Origin of the sequence: Pseudomonas sp. GM79, assembly GCF_000282495.1 — a bacterium.
Classification (GTDB): Bacteria; Pseudomonadota; Gammaproteobacteria; order Pseudomonadales; family Pseudomonadaceae; genus Aquipseudomonas.
Map to the genome: position 1 here is coordinate 40,505 of NZ_AKJE01000040.1, position 14,009 is coordinate 54,513.

Annotated in this window: 14 protein-coding genes; 7 read left to right on the forward strand and 7 right to left on the reverse strand. The window is 59.1% G+C overall.

Annotation, left to right across the window (positions count from 1 at the left end):
* Positions 1 to 3 precede the first annotated feature (3 nt).
* The 3 genes from lpdA to PMI36_RS17120 all read left to right on the forward strand — a co-directional run bounded on the left by lpdA (position 4) and on the right by PMI36_RS17120 (position 3,154).
* Entirely contained in the window at positions 4 to 1,386 is a 1,383-nt protein-coding gene (gene lpdA, locus PMI36_RS17130; RefSeq protein WP_008071308.1) for a dihydrolipoyl dehydrogenase, read from the forward strand.
* 271 nt (positions 1,387 to 1,657) lie between these two features.
* The gene (locus PMI36_RS17125; protein WP_008071310.1) at positions 1,658 to 2,677 is read left to right on the forward strand and encodes a branched-chain amino acid aminotransferase; all 1,020 of its coding nucleotides are present in this window, start codon (positions 1,658 to 1,660) and stop codon (positions 2,675 to 2,677) included.
* A gap of 135 nt (positions 2,678 to 2,812) precedes the next feature.
* Positions 2,813 to 3,154, forward strand: coding sequence for a hypothetical protein (locus PMI36_RS17120; RefSeq protein ID WP_008071311.1), 342 nt, complete (start codon positions 2,813 to 2,815; stop codon positions 3,152 to 3,154).
* Here the strand turns inward: PMI36_RS17120 and PMI36_RS17115 are convergent.
* A complete protein-coding gene (locus tag PMI36_RS17115; protein ID WP_008071313.1) occupies positions 3,144 to 4,070 on the reverse strand; it encodes a LysR substrate-binding domain-containing protein in 927 nt (308 codons plus the stop codon). The two genes, PMI36_RS17120 and PMI36_RS17115, sit on opposite strands and share 11 nt — an antisense overlap.
* A gap of 105 nt (positions 4,071 to 4,175) precedes the next feature.
* Between PMI36_RS17115 and PMI36_RS17110 the strand changes: the two genes are divergently transcribed.
* A complete protein-coding gene (locus tag PMI36_RS17110; RefSeq protein WP_008071316.1) occupies positions 4,176 to 4,784 on the forward strand; it encodes a LysE family translocator in 609 nt (202 codons plus the stop codon).
* Here the strand turns inward: PMI36_RS17110 and PMI36_RS17105 are convergent.
* Positions 4,781 to 5,545 carry an ArsR/SmtB family transcription factor gene (locus tag PMI36_RS17105; RefSeq protein ID WP_008071318.1) on the reverse strand — a complete coding sequence of 255 codons (765 nt, stop codon included), beginning with the start codon at positions 5,543 to 5,545 and terminating at the stop codon, positions 4,781 to 4,783. The two genes, PMI36_RS17110 and PMI36_RS17105, sit on opposite strands and share 4 nt — an antisense overlap.
* 81 nt (positions 5,546 to 5,626) lie before the next feature.
* On the opposite strand from PMI36_RS17105, the gene PMI36_RS17100 reads away from it, so the two are divergent.
* From PMI36_RS17100 to PMI36_RS17090, 3 genes are all read left to right on the forward strand, one after another.
* Positions 5,627 to 6,742 carry a cytochrome P450 gene (locus PMI36_RS17100; RefSeq protein WP_008071320.1) on the forward strand — a complete coding sequence of 372 codons (1,116 nt, stop codon included), beginning with the start codon at positions 5,627 to 5,629 and terminating at the stop codon, positions 6,740 to 6,742.
* A gap of 466 nt (positions 6,743 to 7,208) precedes the next feature.
* Entirely contained in the window at positions 7,209 to 7,493 is a 285-nt protein-coding gene (locus tag PMI36_RS17095) for a DUF6124 family protein (RefSeq protein ID WP_008071321.1), read from the forward strand.
* 157 nt (positions 7,494 to 7,650) lie between these two features.
* Positions 7,651 to 7,986: a hypothetical protein gene (locus PMI36_RS17090; RefSeq protein ID WP_008071323.1), complete on the forward strand. Its 336-nt coding sequence runs from the start codon at positions 7,651 to 7,653 to the stop codon at positions 7,984 to 7,986.
* Between the two features lie 91 nt (positions 7,987 to 8,077).
* On the opposite strand, the gene PMI36_RS17085 is transcribed toward PMI36_RS17090, so the two are convergent.
* The 5 genes from PMI36_RS17085 to PMI36_RS17065 all read right to left on the reverse strand — a co-directional run bounded on the left by PMI36_RS17085 (position 8,078) and on the right by PMI36_RS17065 (position 13,873).
* Entirely contained in the window at positions 8,078 to 8,416 is a 339-nt protein-coding gene (locus tag PMI36_RS17085; protein ID WP_007895103.1) for an FKBP-type peptidyl-prolyl cis-trans isomerase, read from the reverse strand.
* A 220-nt stretch (positions 8,417 to 8,636) separates the two neighbouring features.
* Positions 8,637 to 9,890: an OprD family porin gene (locus PMI36_RS17080; RefSeq protein WP_008071324.1), complete on the reverse strand. Its 1,254-nt coding sequence runs from the start codon at positions 9,888 to 9,890 to the stop codon at positions 8,637 to 8,639.
* A 94-nt stretch (positions 9,891 to 9,984) separates the two neighbouring features.
* The gene (locus PMI36_RS17075) at positions 9,985 to 11,289 is read right to left on the reverse strand and encodes a CitMHS family transporter (RefSeq protein WP_008071325.1); all 1,305 of its coding nucleotides are present in this window, start codon (positions 11,287 to 11,289) and stop codon (positions 9,985 to 9,987) included.
* A 134-nt stretch (positions 11,290 to 11,423) separates the two neighbouring features.
* Entirely contained in the window at positions 11,424 to 12,743 is a 1,320-nt protein-coding gene (gene dctA, locus PMI36_RS17070; protein WP_032830348.1) for a C4-dicarboxylate transporter DctA, read from the reverse strand.
* Between the two features lie 47 nt (positions 12,744 to 12,790).
* The gene (locus PMI36_RS17065) at positions 12,791 to 13,873 is read right to left on the reverse strand and encodes a 4-oxalomesaconate tautomerase (protein ID WP_008071327.1); all 1,083 of its coding nucleotides are present in this window, start codon (positions 13,871 to 13,873) and stop codon (positions 12,791 to 12,793) included.
* Between the last annotated feature and the right edge of the window lie 136 nt (positions 13,874 to 14,009).

The following is a 14,009-nucleotide window of genomic DNA, read 5'->3' on the forward strand; positions in this document are numbered from 1 at the left end:
GGCATGCAAACTCTGAACACCACGCTGCTAATCATCGGCGGCGGCCCTGGCGGTTATGTGACGGCAATCCGTGCCGGCCAACTGGGCATTTCGACCATTCTGGTGGAAGGCCAATCGTTGGGCGGCACCTGCCTGAACATCGGCTGCATTCCGTCGAAGGCGTTGATTCACGTCGCCGAACAGTTCCACCAGACGCAGCACCACAGCCAACACTCGGCGCTGGGCATCAGCGTATCGGCGCCGACCCTGGACATCAGCAAGAGCGTCGAGTGGAAGGACGGTATCGTTGATCGCCTGACCACCGGCGTTTCGGCGCTGCTGAAGAAGCACAAGGTCCAGGTCATTCAAGGCTGGGCCAAAGTGATTGACGGCAAGACCGTTGAAGTCGGCGACACGCGCATTCAGTGCGAGCACCTGGTATTGGCCACCGGTTCGAAAAGCGTGAACCTGCCGATGCTGCCGATTGGCGGGCCGATCATTTCTTCTACCGAAGCCCTCGCGCCGACGTCCGTGCCGAAACGGCTGATTGTAGTCGGCGGCGGTTACATCGGTCTGGAGTTGGGGATTGCTTATCGCAAGCTCGGCGCCGAGGTCAGTGTGGTCGAGGCGCAGGATCGTATCCTGCCGGCTTATGACGCCGAGCTGACCCATCCAGTGCATGAAGCACTCAAGCAATTGGACGTGAAGCTTTACTTGAAGCACAGCGTTCAAGGATTTGATTTTATTAACAATACACTGCAAGTTATTGACCCGAGCGGCGATAGCCTGAACCTGAAAACCGATCAGGTGCTGGTGGCCGTCGGTCGCAAACCCAACACTCAAGGCTGGAACCTCGAAGCCTTGAATCTGGACATGAACGGTTCGGCGATCAAGATCGACAACCGTTGCCAGACCAGCATGCGCAACGTCTACGCCATCGGCGACTTGAGCGGCGAACCGATGCTAGCCCACCGGGCCATGGCTCAGGGCGAGATGGTTGCCGAGCTGATCAGCGGCAAACACCGCGAATTCAACCCGACGGCCATCGCCGCCGTGTGCTTCACCGACCCGGAACTGGTGGTAGTCGGCAAGACCCCGGACGAGGCCAAGGCTGCGGGGCTGGACTGCATCGTGTCGAGTTTCCCGTTCGCCGCCAATGGCCGGGCGATGACGCTGGAATCGAGAAGCGGCTTCGTGCGGGTCGTGGCGCGCCGTGACAATCATGTGATTGTTGGCTGGCAGGCGGTGGGTGTGGGCGTGTCGGAGTTGTCGACGGCGTTTGGCCAGAGCCTGGAAATGGGCGCTCGTCTGGAAGACATCGCCGGCACCATCCACGCGCATCCGACGCTGGGCGAAGCGGTGCAGGAAGCGGCGTTGCGTGCCCTTGGTCACGCGCTGCATCTGTAACCCAGGGAGATTGATGGCGTAGGTGATGGCCTCTTCGCGAGCAAGCCCGCTCCCACATTGGATTTGTGGTGTTTGTAGCCGCTGTGGCAACCACAGATCGAATGTGGGAGCGGGCTTGCTCGCGAATTCTCAAGGTCGACATTATTTATATGCCAATCACCCGATAGTCCGGGCTGCGAAATGGGCCCGGAATGAAGTATTGTTGTCCCCATCCAGAAAAATGTCAGAAGCCTTGAACCGTTTCGGCGGTTGTTAAGTGATAGAGGGTGTCATGGGTAACGAAAGCATCAATTGGGACAAGCTGGGTTTTGACTACATCAAGACAGACAAGCGCTATCTGTCGCACTGGCGTAATGGCGAGTGGGACAAAGGCACCCTGACCGAAGACAACGTGCTGCACATCAGCGAAGGCTCCACTGCCCTTCACTATGGCCAGCAGTGCTTCGAAGGCCTGAAGGCCTACCGCTGCAAGGACGGTTCGATCAACCTGTTCCGCCCGGACCAGAACGCCGCACGCATGCAACGCAGCTGCGCGCGCCTGCTGATGCCGCAGGTGTCCACCGAACAGTTCGTCGAAGCGTGCAAGGAAGTGGTGCGTGCCAACGAGCGTTTCATCCCGCCTTACGGCACTGGCGGCGCGCTGTACCTGCGCCCGTTCGTGATCGGCGTGGGTGACAACATCGGCGTGCGTACCGCGCCCGAGTTCATCTTCTCGATCTTCTGCATCCCGGTCGGCGCTTACTTCAAGGGCGGTTTGACCCCGCACAACTTCCTGATCTCCAGCTACGACCGTGCCGCCCCACAAGGCACCGGTGCGGCCAAGGTCGGTGGCAACTATGCCGCCAGCCTGATGCCGGGTTCCCAGGCCAAGAAGGCGCACTTCGCCGACTGCATCTATCTGGACCCGCTGACCCACACCAAAATCGAAGAAGTCGGCTCGGCCAACTTCTTCGGGATCACCCACGACAACAAGTTCGTCACCCCGAACTCCCCTTCGGTGTTGCCGGGCATCACCCGTCTGTCGTTGATCGAGCTGGCCAAAACCCGTCTGGGCCTGGAAGTGGTCGAAGGTGACGTGTTCATCGACAAGCTGTCCGACTTCAAGGAAGCCGGCGCTTGCGGTACTGCCGCCGTGATCACCCCGATCGGCGGTATCAGCTACAACGACAAACTGCACGTGTTCCACAGCGAAACCGAAGTCGGCCCGATCACCCAGAAGCTCTACAAAGAGCTGACCGGTGTACAGACCGGCGACGTCGAAGCGCCAGCAGGCTGGATCGTCAAGGTTTGATTTGACGCGACTGTCCGCTTGAACATAAAAGCCCGGCCATCACGTTGAAGGCCGGGCTTTTTTTCGTCAGCGAATCGTGGAAAAGGTCACTAGACTTGCCACGTCCAACAGCCATCAACGGGCGCCATCAAAACCATGGGAAAACTCTGGCGAAAGTATCTGGCCTTGCTGGACACCGACTTCACCACGCAAGTGTTCGACAACATCAAGAACCTGCTGGTGTGTGCGCTGATGTTTGCGGCGGGCACCAACGCGTTGCACAGCGATCAGTACTTGTTTATGGGGTTTCTCACCTCAAGCCTCGCCGGCTGGGGGTTGATCCTGCTGTCAGCAGTGCTGATGCTGCTTAATGTCAGCGACGGCCTGCGTCGGCTGTCCAGGTTGCCGTATCACACGGCGTTTCAGATCATTCTGTTTCTGGTCTACCTGGTGCTGGCGGTGCGGGTGGTGGAGATTGTCTGGAATTTCAGGGCGTAGCGGTCACAGCACCAGGTGTTTGCCAATGCAGCTCATCTTGAGCAATGCGGGCAAACATCCACTCCACAAACACCCGTGTCTGCGCCGTCACGTCCGGTGCAACGCCGTAGTAATAACGCGGCAACGGCAGACGCAACTCGGGTAACGGGCAAATCAGGCGTCCGCTCGAGAGGTGAGTGCCCAGCAAAGAGGTTGGGCACAGGGCGATACCCTGTCCATCCACGGCAGCCTGAAGCGCCAGGTGCATGTGATCAAACTGCCGGGTTACCTGAGTGGCTGACTGGCTTTGACCAAAGTGCATGGCCCAATTGTGCCAGTCTTCGCGACGCGCCTTGACGGTCAGCAGCGTGTGCCGGCTCAGCGAAGTGAGGTCTTCAAGTGGCAGGCGCTCAATCAGCGATGGCGCCGCGACCAGCCATAGTTCGTCTTCGAAGAGCGGTCGCGCCTCAATCGCCGGTGCCCAGTCGTCACGCCCACGGCGAATGACGACATCGAACCCGTCGCGTGCCTGATCGGGTGCCTGGGTTTGAGTGATCACCTGCGGCTTGATGCCTGGGTGCTGCGCAACAAAATCCGCCAGCCTGGGCGTCAGCCAAAGCACGGCAAAGGACGGACGGACATTGATCTTCACGGTAGGCAGCGAGGCATGTTGCTTGAGCGCAGCGGCAGCGTTGGCGATCTGCGACAGCCCGGCGCTGACCTGCTCATAAAAGCGCTGGCCGGCCGGTGTCAGTACCGATTGACGGATGCGCCGCTCGAACAGCAGCACGCCCAGGTACTCCTCAAGCAATTTGATGTGCCGGCTGACGGCACTGTGGCTGACATGCAGCTCTTCGGCCGCCAGCCTGAAGCTCTGATGACGAGCAGCAACGGCGAAGGCGCGAACAGCATTAAGAGGCGGTAGTTGATTTTTCATGGGTCTAATTTAGTCACCTATGCGCTTTAATTAAAGCGTTTGTCACGCCCGTCTCGCCACGCCAATCTGCCAGCACGCAGCCAGCGCCACCTGACGGAGCACGACATGAACAGCTACGGCCTCTTTGTACTTTTCGCCACCCTGACCATTTTGAGCCCGGGGCCTGGCGTGGTCCTGACCCTGTCCAACGCACTGCGTCACGGCTGGACCGGGGCGCTGCCGGGCATTCTGGGAATTGCGTCAGGGGCATTCGTTGTCGCCGCCATCAGCGCCACCAGTGTCGGGCTGATACTCAGCACCTCCGCGAACGCCTTTACCGCGTTGAAATACGCAGGGGCCGCCTATTTGTTGTACCTGGGCTACAAAAGCTGGCGCTCGGATCGTTTCAGTACGCTGCTTGAAACGCGCCCCTCAAGCCCTGGCTATCGCTTCCTTGAAGCGGCTTCGATGCAGCTGTTGAACCCCAAGGCGGTGTTTTTCTTTCTGGCGGTGTTCCCGCAATTCATCGACACCTCGGCGCACTTCTACACCCAGTTCATCAAACTGGTCGCTTCTTACGGCGTACTGGTGATTCTGGTGCATGGCAGCTATGCCTTGCTCGCCAATGCCGCCAAAGGCTGGTTGTCGAGCCCGAAGGGTTCCTGGCTGGCGGCGAAAGTCTCGGGCGTGACCTTCGCAGGCTTTGGCGTGCTCATGGCCTCGTCCAGTCGCTAAGCCGCAGGGCTGGCGATCGCGCGGCGCCTGGTCTCGGTGGACGCAGGTGGTGCTGTCGCTGCCTGAACCGGCAACTCAACGACGAACCGGCTACTGAGTTCCTTGCGCCCCAGTGCCGTCAACGCCAGCGCCCGACTGTCCAGGTCCTGCGTCACCCATTTGCGTTTGATCGCCATTTGCAGGAATGCCGCGCCCAAGGCACCGCCCAGGTGTGGCCGACGCATGCTCCAGTCCAGGCAGGGGCAGGCGAAGCGGCGGCGCAAGGTGCCGAGGTCTTTGACGTCGATGCCCAATCCTTCGAACAACGCTTCACCACTGTCGCTCAGTCGATAAGCCTGCTCATCGGTTTCCAGCAACCACCCCGCTTCGATCATCCGGTCATGCAGCAATACCGCCAGCGTGCCGGCCATGTGGTCGTAGCAGGTGCGGGCGAATTGCAGGCGGTCGGGGGTTCGCGGGTTGAACGTCGGCGCGGCGTTCTGGCCGATCACCATCAGCGCTTCGAGTGCCTGGGCCACGCGCTTGTCCGCAAGACTGTAATAGCGATGGCGCCCCTGAACGTGCAATCGCACCAGCGCCAGCTCCTTGAGCTTGGCCAGATGAGCACTGGCGGTCGAGGCGCTGACTTCGGCAATCGTCGCCAGCTCGGTGCTGGTACGGGCGTGGCCGTCCATCAGCGAACAGAGGATTTTCGTTCGGGCAGGTTCCGCGATGGCGGCAGCCACTTGAGAGACGCCGATGTCGTGTTGTTCTGCGTTCATATTTCGCTCCCGGACGAATCAAGGCCCTTTCGGACTGGAGATAGTAGCAACACTTTCCAACCACCGATAAGGCTGTACCCCATGGACCCGATCATCGCTGCGACTCACGCCGATCCCTACCCCTACTACGCACAGCTGCGCGCCGAGGGTGGGCTGGCTTTTCATCAAGGACTGAAACTGTGGGTGGCCAGCAGCGCCCGAGCCGTTGCCGCCGTGCTGGCGCATCCGGACTGTCATGTGCGGCCAACTCACGAGCCGGTGCCCCAGGCGATTGCTCAAGGCATGGCCGGCAAGGTGTTCAGTCAGTTGATGCGGATGAATGAAGGCGAGCGGCAGCGTTGCCCGAGGGCGGCGATTGAGCCGGGGCTGGCGCTGATTGATGTGAACGAGGTCAATGCGTTGGTCGGCGCTCGATTGATTACCCCGGGCGCCGACGGGTTGTACGCGGCGATGTTTCGCGGGCCGGTCTGCGTAGTGGCGGCGTTGCTGGGGTTTTCTCCGGCTCAGGGCCGGGCCATCAGCGAGCTGACCGCAGACTTCGTCGCCTGCCTGTCGCCCCTCAGCAGTCAGGCACAACTGGACACCGCCCATGTCGCGGTGGAACAGCTGAAGGGCTATTTCATCGAGCTTCTGGACGACCCGAACAATCGAAGCGCCCTGCTCGCCGGTATCCGGCAGCGCTTCGCTGCCACATCGACCGATTCTGAAACCTTGATCGCCAACCTGATTGGATTGTTCTCCCAAACCCATGAAGCCACTGCCGGGCTGATCGGCAATGCGCTATTGGCGTTGAGGCGAAACCCACAGTTGGATTCGGCTCAAGTTGACGAGCTGATCGCTGAAGTCCAGCGCTTCGACTCGTCGGTGCAAAACACCCGCCGCTTCGTCGCTGCGCCGTGTGAAATTGACGGCGTGAACCTGAACCCCGGCGACGTCATCCTGGTGCTGCTGGCCTCGGCCAATCGAGATCCACAGCTTAATGATGATCCCGACACGTTTCAGCTCGACCGTCCGAACCGTCGCAGCTTCACGTTCGGCGCGGGACGTCATCAATGTCCGGGGCAGGTGTTGGCCTTAAGCATTGCCCGTGCGACGCTGGCTGAGATCCTGGCAATGCAACCTGCTTTGGACCGGTTAACCTGGCACTACCGCCCTTCCCTTAACGGGCGCATTCCTTTGTTCACTGATCTGCCCTGACAGACCGCGTCATCGTTCTTCGCGAGCAAGCCCGCTCCCACAGTGGATCGTCGATGCTCACAACATTTGTGATCGACACAAATCCCTTGTGGGAGCGGGCTTGCTCGCGAAGACGGCATGACAAACGAAGCATCACTTGAGGCGTGCGCAACAGGCTACAGCGCCTTGCGTCATTGCCTACAACTACGCCAGAATCCGCCGGCTTGTGCGCCTTGGGGCCCGTCGGTAACTTGATTCCCGTCACTGATCGTCAGTGATCGGGTTTAGTCGCTCGGTAGTCTTCACAAGCAGCATGCACTCCATTCAGTCGGGCATACCTATGCCTGCGCTCAATGGCAGCTGTACGCAGGGCGCCTTCGGGCGCGCCGGTAATTGCTTGTGTCCCCGGTCGACTAACCTGCGTACAGCTGCCACCCACTCGTTTAGTCGCAAGGTGGTGTCAGCATCACTTAAGGACTAACAAGCAATGTTCAAACACACTCCAAATCCCCCTGATTCAGAAGCCGAATCGGTTTCGCCCAAGACCCCACGTAAACCCAGCACAATGTTCGTCGTCGCCCCCGACATGGATACCGAAAGCTTGCTGGCCAATGCCTGCGAATCACTGGCATCAGCCAGTGTCATGGTCCGTGACTTTGCAAACCTTCTGGAAGACCCACATCGCAACACAATGTTGGGGATTCAGCAGGTCATCATGCTGGGCGAGCTGGCCGTGAACCGGGCGTTGGATAACATCGATCCGCAGCAATAGCCGATGGTCTGTGGCGAGGGAGCTTGCTCCCGCTCGGGTGCGCCGCAGTCGCAAAACTGGCGAGCGGAGATTACCTGAGACACCGCGTTCACGAGTTTTAGGGCCGCTGCGCAGCCCAACGGGAGCAAGCTCCCTCGCCACAGAGCGGAGTAAAAATGTGAGCCTTCTCTACCAAGATCCAACAATGAGCCACGAGGAAGCGACGAGGCTCCTAGCCAGCGGCGTAGAAACCAGCGTTACCACCGCACTGGTTTCTATCGGGCTGAATGAGCAAGACAGGATTTGGGCTCAGAACACCTGCCTGAAATACCTCGAGAGTGAGTCCGAATCGGTTGCAGCCACTGCCATCACCGCGCTCGGTCACATAGCCCGCAGACAGGGTGATCTGGATTTGGGTGCTGTACTCCCGGCCCTTGAAAAAGTGAAGGAAAAATTCCCCTCCCTGGAAGGGACTGTGGCGGACACCCTTGATGATATTGAGGTATTCACCTGACTTGCCGTTTAGCAAAAGAACACTTTTTCCGCGAGCCGTACACTGAGCTGTGGCGAGGGAGCAAGCCCCCTCGCCACAGCTCACACAACCATCAATCATCCCGCGTCAGCACTTCCAGCAATTCAATCTCGAAAATCAGATTCGAGTTCGGCGTAATCGCGCCCATCGTCCGCTCGCCATAAGCCAGATGCGCCGGCACCAGCAGCTTGCGTTTGCCGCCGACCTGCATGCCCATGATTCCCTGATCCCAGCCCTTGATTACCCGCCCGGTACCAATCACACACTGAAAAGGTTTACCCCGGCTGTAGGAAGAATCGAATTCAGTGCCGTCTTCCAGCCATCCTCGATATTGAGTAGTGATCAGCGCGCCTTTGACAGCGGCTTTGCCGTCGCCCACTTCAAGGTCGATTACCTGCAATTCATCATTCATTACATTCACTCTAGTGTGCGCTTGCCTGGACAGGCTTCATGGGCGCCGTTTTCCCAGAAATGCGGACTATTGGCAACCGTTTCGCTCTGTATCGGGCAGTGGCCGTGAACTAATAGACCCGCCACCTCCTCCCACGGTTCGGGCTAAACGCAGTGGGAATAATCAGTATCGGTTGGGCGAGCAGACGGTGAGCCGGGTCTGACGCAGGCGCCACGGCGCCCTACCAGAGAGCAATGTCGTAGGTGAAATAGATCCGATTGCTGTCACGTCCACGCGCGAAGTCCGAACGGTAGACATAGTTGCGCAGCTTTACTCCAACACCCTTGAACGTGCCGCTCTGGACCACATAGGCCAGTTCCGTGTCGCGTTCGGACTCTTTGATGTTGGTGTCGGACTTGCCGTCGTTGCCTTTGAGATAACGGGTCATGAACGTCAGCCCGGGCACGCCCACCGGTGCAAAGTCGTAACCGTAGCTGAGCATCCAGGTCTTCTCGTCCTCTTCGATGAACTTGCCGATGCCGACGTTGCTGAATGAGTACACCGTCGCACCGCTGATGTATGGCAACCCGGCGTCACCGCTGAGTTGTTGATAACCGCCGCCAAAGGTGTGCCCCGCCACCGCGTAGGACAGCTGACCGCTGAGCATGTCGTTATCGATTTTCGAGGCGTAGGCACGGCCCGCGTCATTGCTGCTGAAATAACGCAGGTCGCCGGTCAACACCCCGGGGCCCAATGGCAGATCGTGCTGGAGGCCGGCAAAGTTCTGGCGATAGAAATTTTTCAGTTCACCATAGAAGTAACTCAGACGGGTGTTCTTGCCGAGTTTGTAATCACCGCCGGCGTAGGTGAAATCGCCACCTTTGTCGCCTGAGTATCCGTCAGGAACGATCGATACGCTGTCGGTGGAATCGCGCAGTTTGAATCGGTCCAGATGACCGCCAGTCAGGGTCAGGTTTTCGATGTCGGTGCTGCTGACTTGTCCTCCCTCATAGGTTTGCGGCAGCAAACGCGCATCGTTATAGATCAGCACCGGAGTTTTGGGCAGCAGGGTGCCGTATTTGAGGGTGGTCTTGGCCAGTTTGACCTTGGCCGCAGCCCCGGCACTGGCGAACTCATCGGCGGCGCGACCGTCATCGTGTACCGGCAACAGACCGGTGCCACTGCGGCCACGCCCGGAATCGAGTTTGACACCCAGCAGGCCCAATGCGTCGACCCCGAAACCGATAGTGCCGGGGGTGAAACCCGACTGGAAATCCAGCAGGAAACCCTGGGCCCACTCGGTGCGCTCACTTTTGGCGGTTCTGGCCGAACGCGCACTCAAGCCATGCTCATCGCGAAAGTTTTCGTTGAAATAAACGTTGCGCAGTTGCAGCTTCAACTTGCTGTCGTCGATGAAATCACTCGCACCGGCAGTGGCCACCGGCAACACGCCCAGAAGAGGAAGAAGAGCCCCGCGAGTCAGAAAATGGATCATGTCGAACTACTCATATTGTTGTTTTAAGGATGCACGTGGCCGCGCACCCGTCATCGGGAGCGTGGAGTTCTATCAGCGGCGAGTCAGGGGTGAATCAGGAGAACAGCGTCAAGGCACCGGTCAGCAGAGCCAGCGCGGTGAGCACCAGGGAGGTGAGCACCGCCCATTTGACGGTGGCGCGCTGGAAGTCGCCGATGTCGCGATCGACCATCCCCACCAGCAACAGGGTCGAGGCCACCAGCGGGCTCATCAGGTGCACCGGTTGGCCAAGAATCGACGCCCGGGCGATTTCCACCGGATCGATCCCATAGGCCGCCGCCGCGTTGGCGAGGATCGGCACCACACCGAAGTAATAAGCATCGTTGGACAGCACGAATGTCAACGGCATGCTGGTGATCGCCACCACCAGCGGGAACAGGTGACCCCAAGACGGTGGAATCCAGTCCACCAGGGTTTGCGCCAGGGCGTCGACCATTTTGGTACCGGAGAAAATCCCTGCGAAAATACCAGCCGCGAATACCAGCAGCACCACGGTCATGGCGTTGCCGGAGTGGGCGAGAATGCGCTCCTTCTGAATGTCCAGCTGCGGGTAGTTGATCATCAGCGCCAGCACGAAACCGATCAGAAACAGGATCGCGGAATGCATGATCCCCATCACCAGCGCGACCATCACCGCAGTCACCAGCAACAGGTTGACGTAGGCAAGTTTCGGGCGCTTGTGCGGCGTATCCTCAAGAATCGCTTTGATGTAGCAATCACCGCCACCGCTCTGCAGTTGGGTATTGCCGATGCGTTTACGCTCGGTGCGGCCCAGCAGGAACGCGGTGAACACCACCCACGCAGCGCCACCGACCATGGTCGGCAACAACGGAATGAAGTACGCCCCGGCATCCAGCCCCAGCGCGGCAATCGCCCGGGTCGCCGGGCCGCCCCAAGGGGTCATGCCGCTCATGATGCTCAGTGACAGCATGGCGATGGTCGCCAGAATCATCGGGTTCATGCCGATGCGCTTGTACAACGGCAGCATCGCCGCGCAGGTAATCATGTAAGTGGTCGTGCCGTCACCGTCCAGGGCGACAGTCAGCGACAGCAGCGCAGTGCCGACCGCGATTTTCATCGGGTCACCGTTGACCCGTTTGAGAATCTTGCGGATCAGCGGATCGAACAGCCCCGAGTCGATCATCAAACCGAAAAACAGAATCGCGAACAGCAGCAGCGCCGCCGACGGTGCGACCATTTTCAGGCCATCAAGCATCATTTTTCCGGTGGTCCCACCAAAACCGCCGATAACCGCAAAGACGATCGGAACAACGGTCAACGCAACGATCGGTGACAGACGTTTGGTCATGATCAGAAAGGTGAACACAACCACCATGGCCAAGCCGAGTAAGGCAAGCATAAGGCAACTCTCTTGTTGTTATGGATTGTGTGGCCGACGCGCAGGCGAACGACTCCGAGCCCGCCAGGCGACGCGATCGGCGACGCCCGGCAGCAGGTAGTAAGAAGGTTAGTTTTTGCAGCGCTTACGCAGTACTAAATGTGCGTGGTGGTTCCGACGCGATCCCAGGTTTGATCGCCATCCGGGACAGCCGGTTTTTTACCGTCCAGGGTATCGAGCAGGACCTGACGGTCGCAGGCGTTCTCCGAGATAGAGATCACCACAGTCGCCACGGCGTTACTGGCCAGACTGGTCAAGGCCCGTGCTTCAGACATGAAACGGTCGATCCCGATCAACAGCGCCAGACCAGCCAGCGGAATGTCATGGATCACCGTGAGCGTGGAAGCCAGCGCCACGAAACCGCTGCCAGTCACCCCCGCCGCGCCCTTGGACGACAGCAACATGATCGCCAGCATGGTCAAGGTTTGGGTCACGGTCAGATCAATGTTGCAGGCCTGGGCAATGAAAATTGCCGCCAGAGACAGGTAGATCGCCGTGCCATCGAGGTTGAACGAGTACCCCGTCGGCAGCACCAGCCCCACTACACCCTTGCTGCAACCCAGGGCCTGGAGTTTCTCCAGCATGCGTGGCATGACCGGCTCAGTGGAGGAAGTCCCCAGCACCACCAGAAACTCTTCGCGCAGGTAACGCAGCAGCTTCCATAGGCTGAAGCCGTGGGCGCGGCAAATGCTCCCCAGTACCACAAAGACGAAGAAGGCGCAGGCGACGTACAAGGTCATGATCAACTTTGCCAGCGAACCCAGCGAGGTGATGCCGTACTGTCCGACGGTGAACGCCAGTGCCCCGAAGGCACCGATCGGCGCAAAACGCATCAAGTAGGAAAAAATCTTGAAGACCATCTGCGATGCCGCTTCCAGTACATCGAGCACTGGCTTGCCACGGTCGCCCAGGGAAGACAGGGCGAAACCGCACAGCACCGCGATAAACAGCACCGGCAGCACTTCACCTTTACTGAACGCACCTATAAAGGTGTCAGGGATGATGTGCATGAAAAACTCGACCACCCCAAGCTTCGCCGCAGACTCGGTGTACTGGGATAGACCCGCCGTACTCAAATGGCTCGGATCGATGTTCATGCCCGCGCCCGGCTTGAACACGTAGACCGCAACCAGGCCTATGAACAGGCTGATCACCGTCAGCCCGAGAAACAGCAGCATGGTCTTGCTCAGCAAGCGGCCAAGGGAGCGTTTGTCGTTCATCCCGGCGATGCCGGTGACGATGGTGCAAAACACCACTGGCGCAATCATCATTTTGATCAGCTTGATGAAGGCATCACCCAACGGCTTGAGGGCAATGGCCTGCTGAGCCCAGAAGTGCCCGACCACGACGCCCAGCAGCACGGCGCAGAGGATCTGGAAGTAGAGCGATTTAACAACTTTCATGGCATCACCCATTTTTAGAATTGTTCTGATGCAAAAACGACAGTGACTGCGCGGGAAGACTACCCGGCGAGCCGTTGGGAAACCGGGGCATACACAAAGCCGGAAAACAGTCTTCGCGCGGTACGAACAACAGAGGCGCGGATTGTGTCACCGTTTTTACCGGTGTAGGACAGCACGACATCGATGCCGCCGCTCGGGTGCTCGATCCGCACCTGTTGCAGACGCGGCCCACCGGTATTACCGAGCATTTGCGCAACCACACTGCCTTCGCTGACGCATGCCGTGGCCAGACCGATGGAACCGGTAATGGCCAGCGCACGGTGGCAGTTGTGCGGCATGAAGTAGCGAACCTGCAACGTGCCACCGGCCTTGGCCGGTGCAACCAGCACAGGCTTGGGGATGACCTTGTCGCTGACGTCGCCCAGCCCCATGGCCATGCCAGCCCGCAACCGCAGAGCTTCGAGACGGCGCATAAAGTCTTTGTCGGCGTCCAGCTCGGCCGGAGTTTCATCGCCGCGTTTGCCCAAGTGACGCGCCTCGATGATCAGCATTGGCATGGCCATGTCGATGCAGGTCACCGGAATGTCATCGAACCAGTCCTGGGTGCTGCCGGTTGGAAACAGCTTGCCGGTCTTGCTGCCCGCTGCGTCAAGGAATGTCAGTTGAACCGGTGCCGCGCTGCCAGGCACACCATCGATGGCGGTGTCGCCTTCATAGCTGACTTTGCCGTTTGGTGTCTGCACATCAGAGGTGACGAAGGTGCCGGTGTTGAGATTGCGAATCCGCACGCGGGTCAGCTCACCGACCGCCTTGACCAGACCCTGCTCGATGGCAAACGGTCCGACCGCACAGAGCATGTTGCCGCAGTTCGGGGCGGTATCCACCCGACGCTGAGACACCATGACCTGAACGAACAAGTAATCAACATCGGCATCGGGATGTAACGAAGGGCTGACGATGGCGACCTTGCTGGTCTGCGGGCTACCGCCGCCGATGCCGTCGATCTCCAGTTCGTGACCGGAGCCCATCACCGAGAGCAACAACTCATCGCGTTCTTCAACCGAAACCGGCAGATCCCAGGCGAGAAATACCGGTCCCTTTGAGGTACCACCGCGCATCAGCACACAAGGAATTCGTTGCATGGCCACTAACTCTTGTTAATCAATCGGGGTAATTGATGTCCTGCAAACAAGAGTGACAGGGAAGTAATTGTGTTTCCAATGCAAAGATCGGAGCAATTATTGCGTTTCACAAAAGAAAGTTTTAACGTTTAGAACG

What these genes read in the sequence shown, in the direction of transcription:
- lpdA (WP_008071308.1), top strand. Translation starts at nt 4, where the DNA reads ATGCAAACTCTGAACACCACGCTGCTAATCATCGGCGGCGGCCCTGGC.
- PMI36_RS17125 (WP_008071310.1), top strand. Translation starts at nt 1,658, where the DNA reads ATGGGTAACGAAAGCATCAATTGGGACAAGCTGGGTTTTGACTACATC.
- PMI36_RS17120 (WP_008071311.1), top strand. Translation starts at nt 2,813, where the DNA reads ATGGGAAAACTCTGGCGAAAGTATCTGGCCTTGCTGGACACCGACTTC.
- PMI36_RS17115 (WP_008071313.1), bottom strand. Translation starts at nt 4,070, where the DNA reads ATGAAAAATCAACTACCGCCTCTTAATGCTGTTCGCGCCTTCGCCGTT.
- PMI36_RS17110 (WP_008071316.1), top strand. Translation starts at nt 4,176, where the DNA reads ATGAACAGCTACGGCCTCTTTGTACTTTTCGCCACCCTGACCATTTTG.
- PMI36_RS17105 (WP_008071318.1), bottom strand. Translation starts at nt 5,545, where the DNA reads ATGAACGCAGAACAACACGACATCGGCGTCTCTCAAGTGGCTGCCGCC.
- PMI36_RS17100 (WP_008071320.1), top strand. Translation starts at nt 5,627, where the DNA reads ATGGACCCGATCATCGCTGCGACTCACGCCGATCCCTACCCCTACTAC.
- PMI36_RS17095 (WP_008071321.1), top strand. Translation starts at nt 7,209, where the DNA reads ATGTTCAAACACACTCCAAATCCCCCTGATTCAGAAGCCGAATCGGTT.
- PMI36_RS17085 (WP_007895103.1), bottom strand. Translation starts at nt 8,416, where the DNA reads ATGAATGATGAATTGCAGGTAATCGACCTTGAAGTGGGCGACGGCAAA.
- PMI36_RS17080 (WP_008071324.1), bottom strand. Translation starts at nt 9,890, where the DNA reads ATGATCCATTTTCTGACTCGCGGGGCTCTTCTTCCTCTTCTGGGCGTG.
- PMI36_RS17075 (WP_008071325.1), bottom strand. Translation starts at nt 11,289, where the DNA reads ATGCTTGCCTTACTCGGCTTGGCCATGGTGGTTGTGTTCACCTTTCTG.
- dctA (WP_032830348.1), bottom strand. Translation starts at nt 12,743, where the DNA reads ATGGGTGATGCCATGAAAGTTGTTAAATCGCTCTACTTCCAGATCCTC.
- PMI36_RS17065 (WP_008071327.1), bottom strand. Translation starts at nt 13,873, where the DNA reads ATGCAACGAATTCCTTGTGTGCTGATGCGCGGTGGTACCTCAAAGGGA.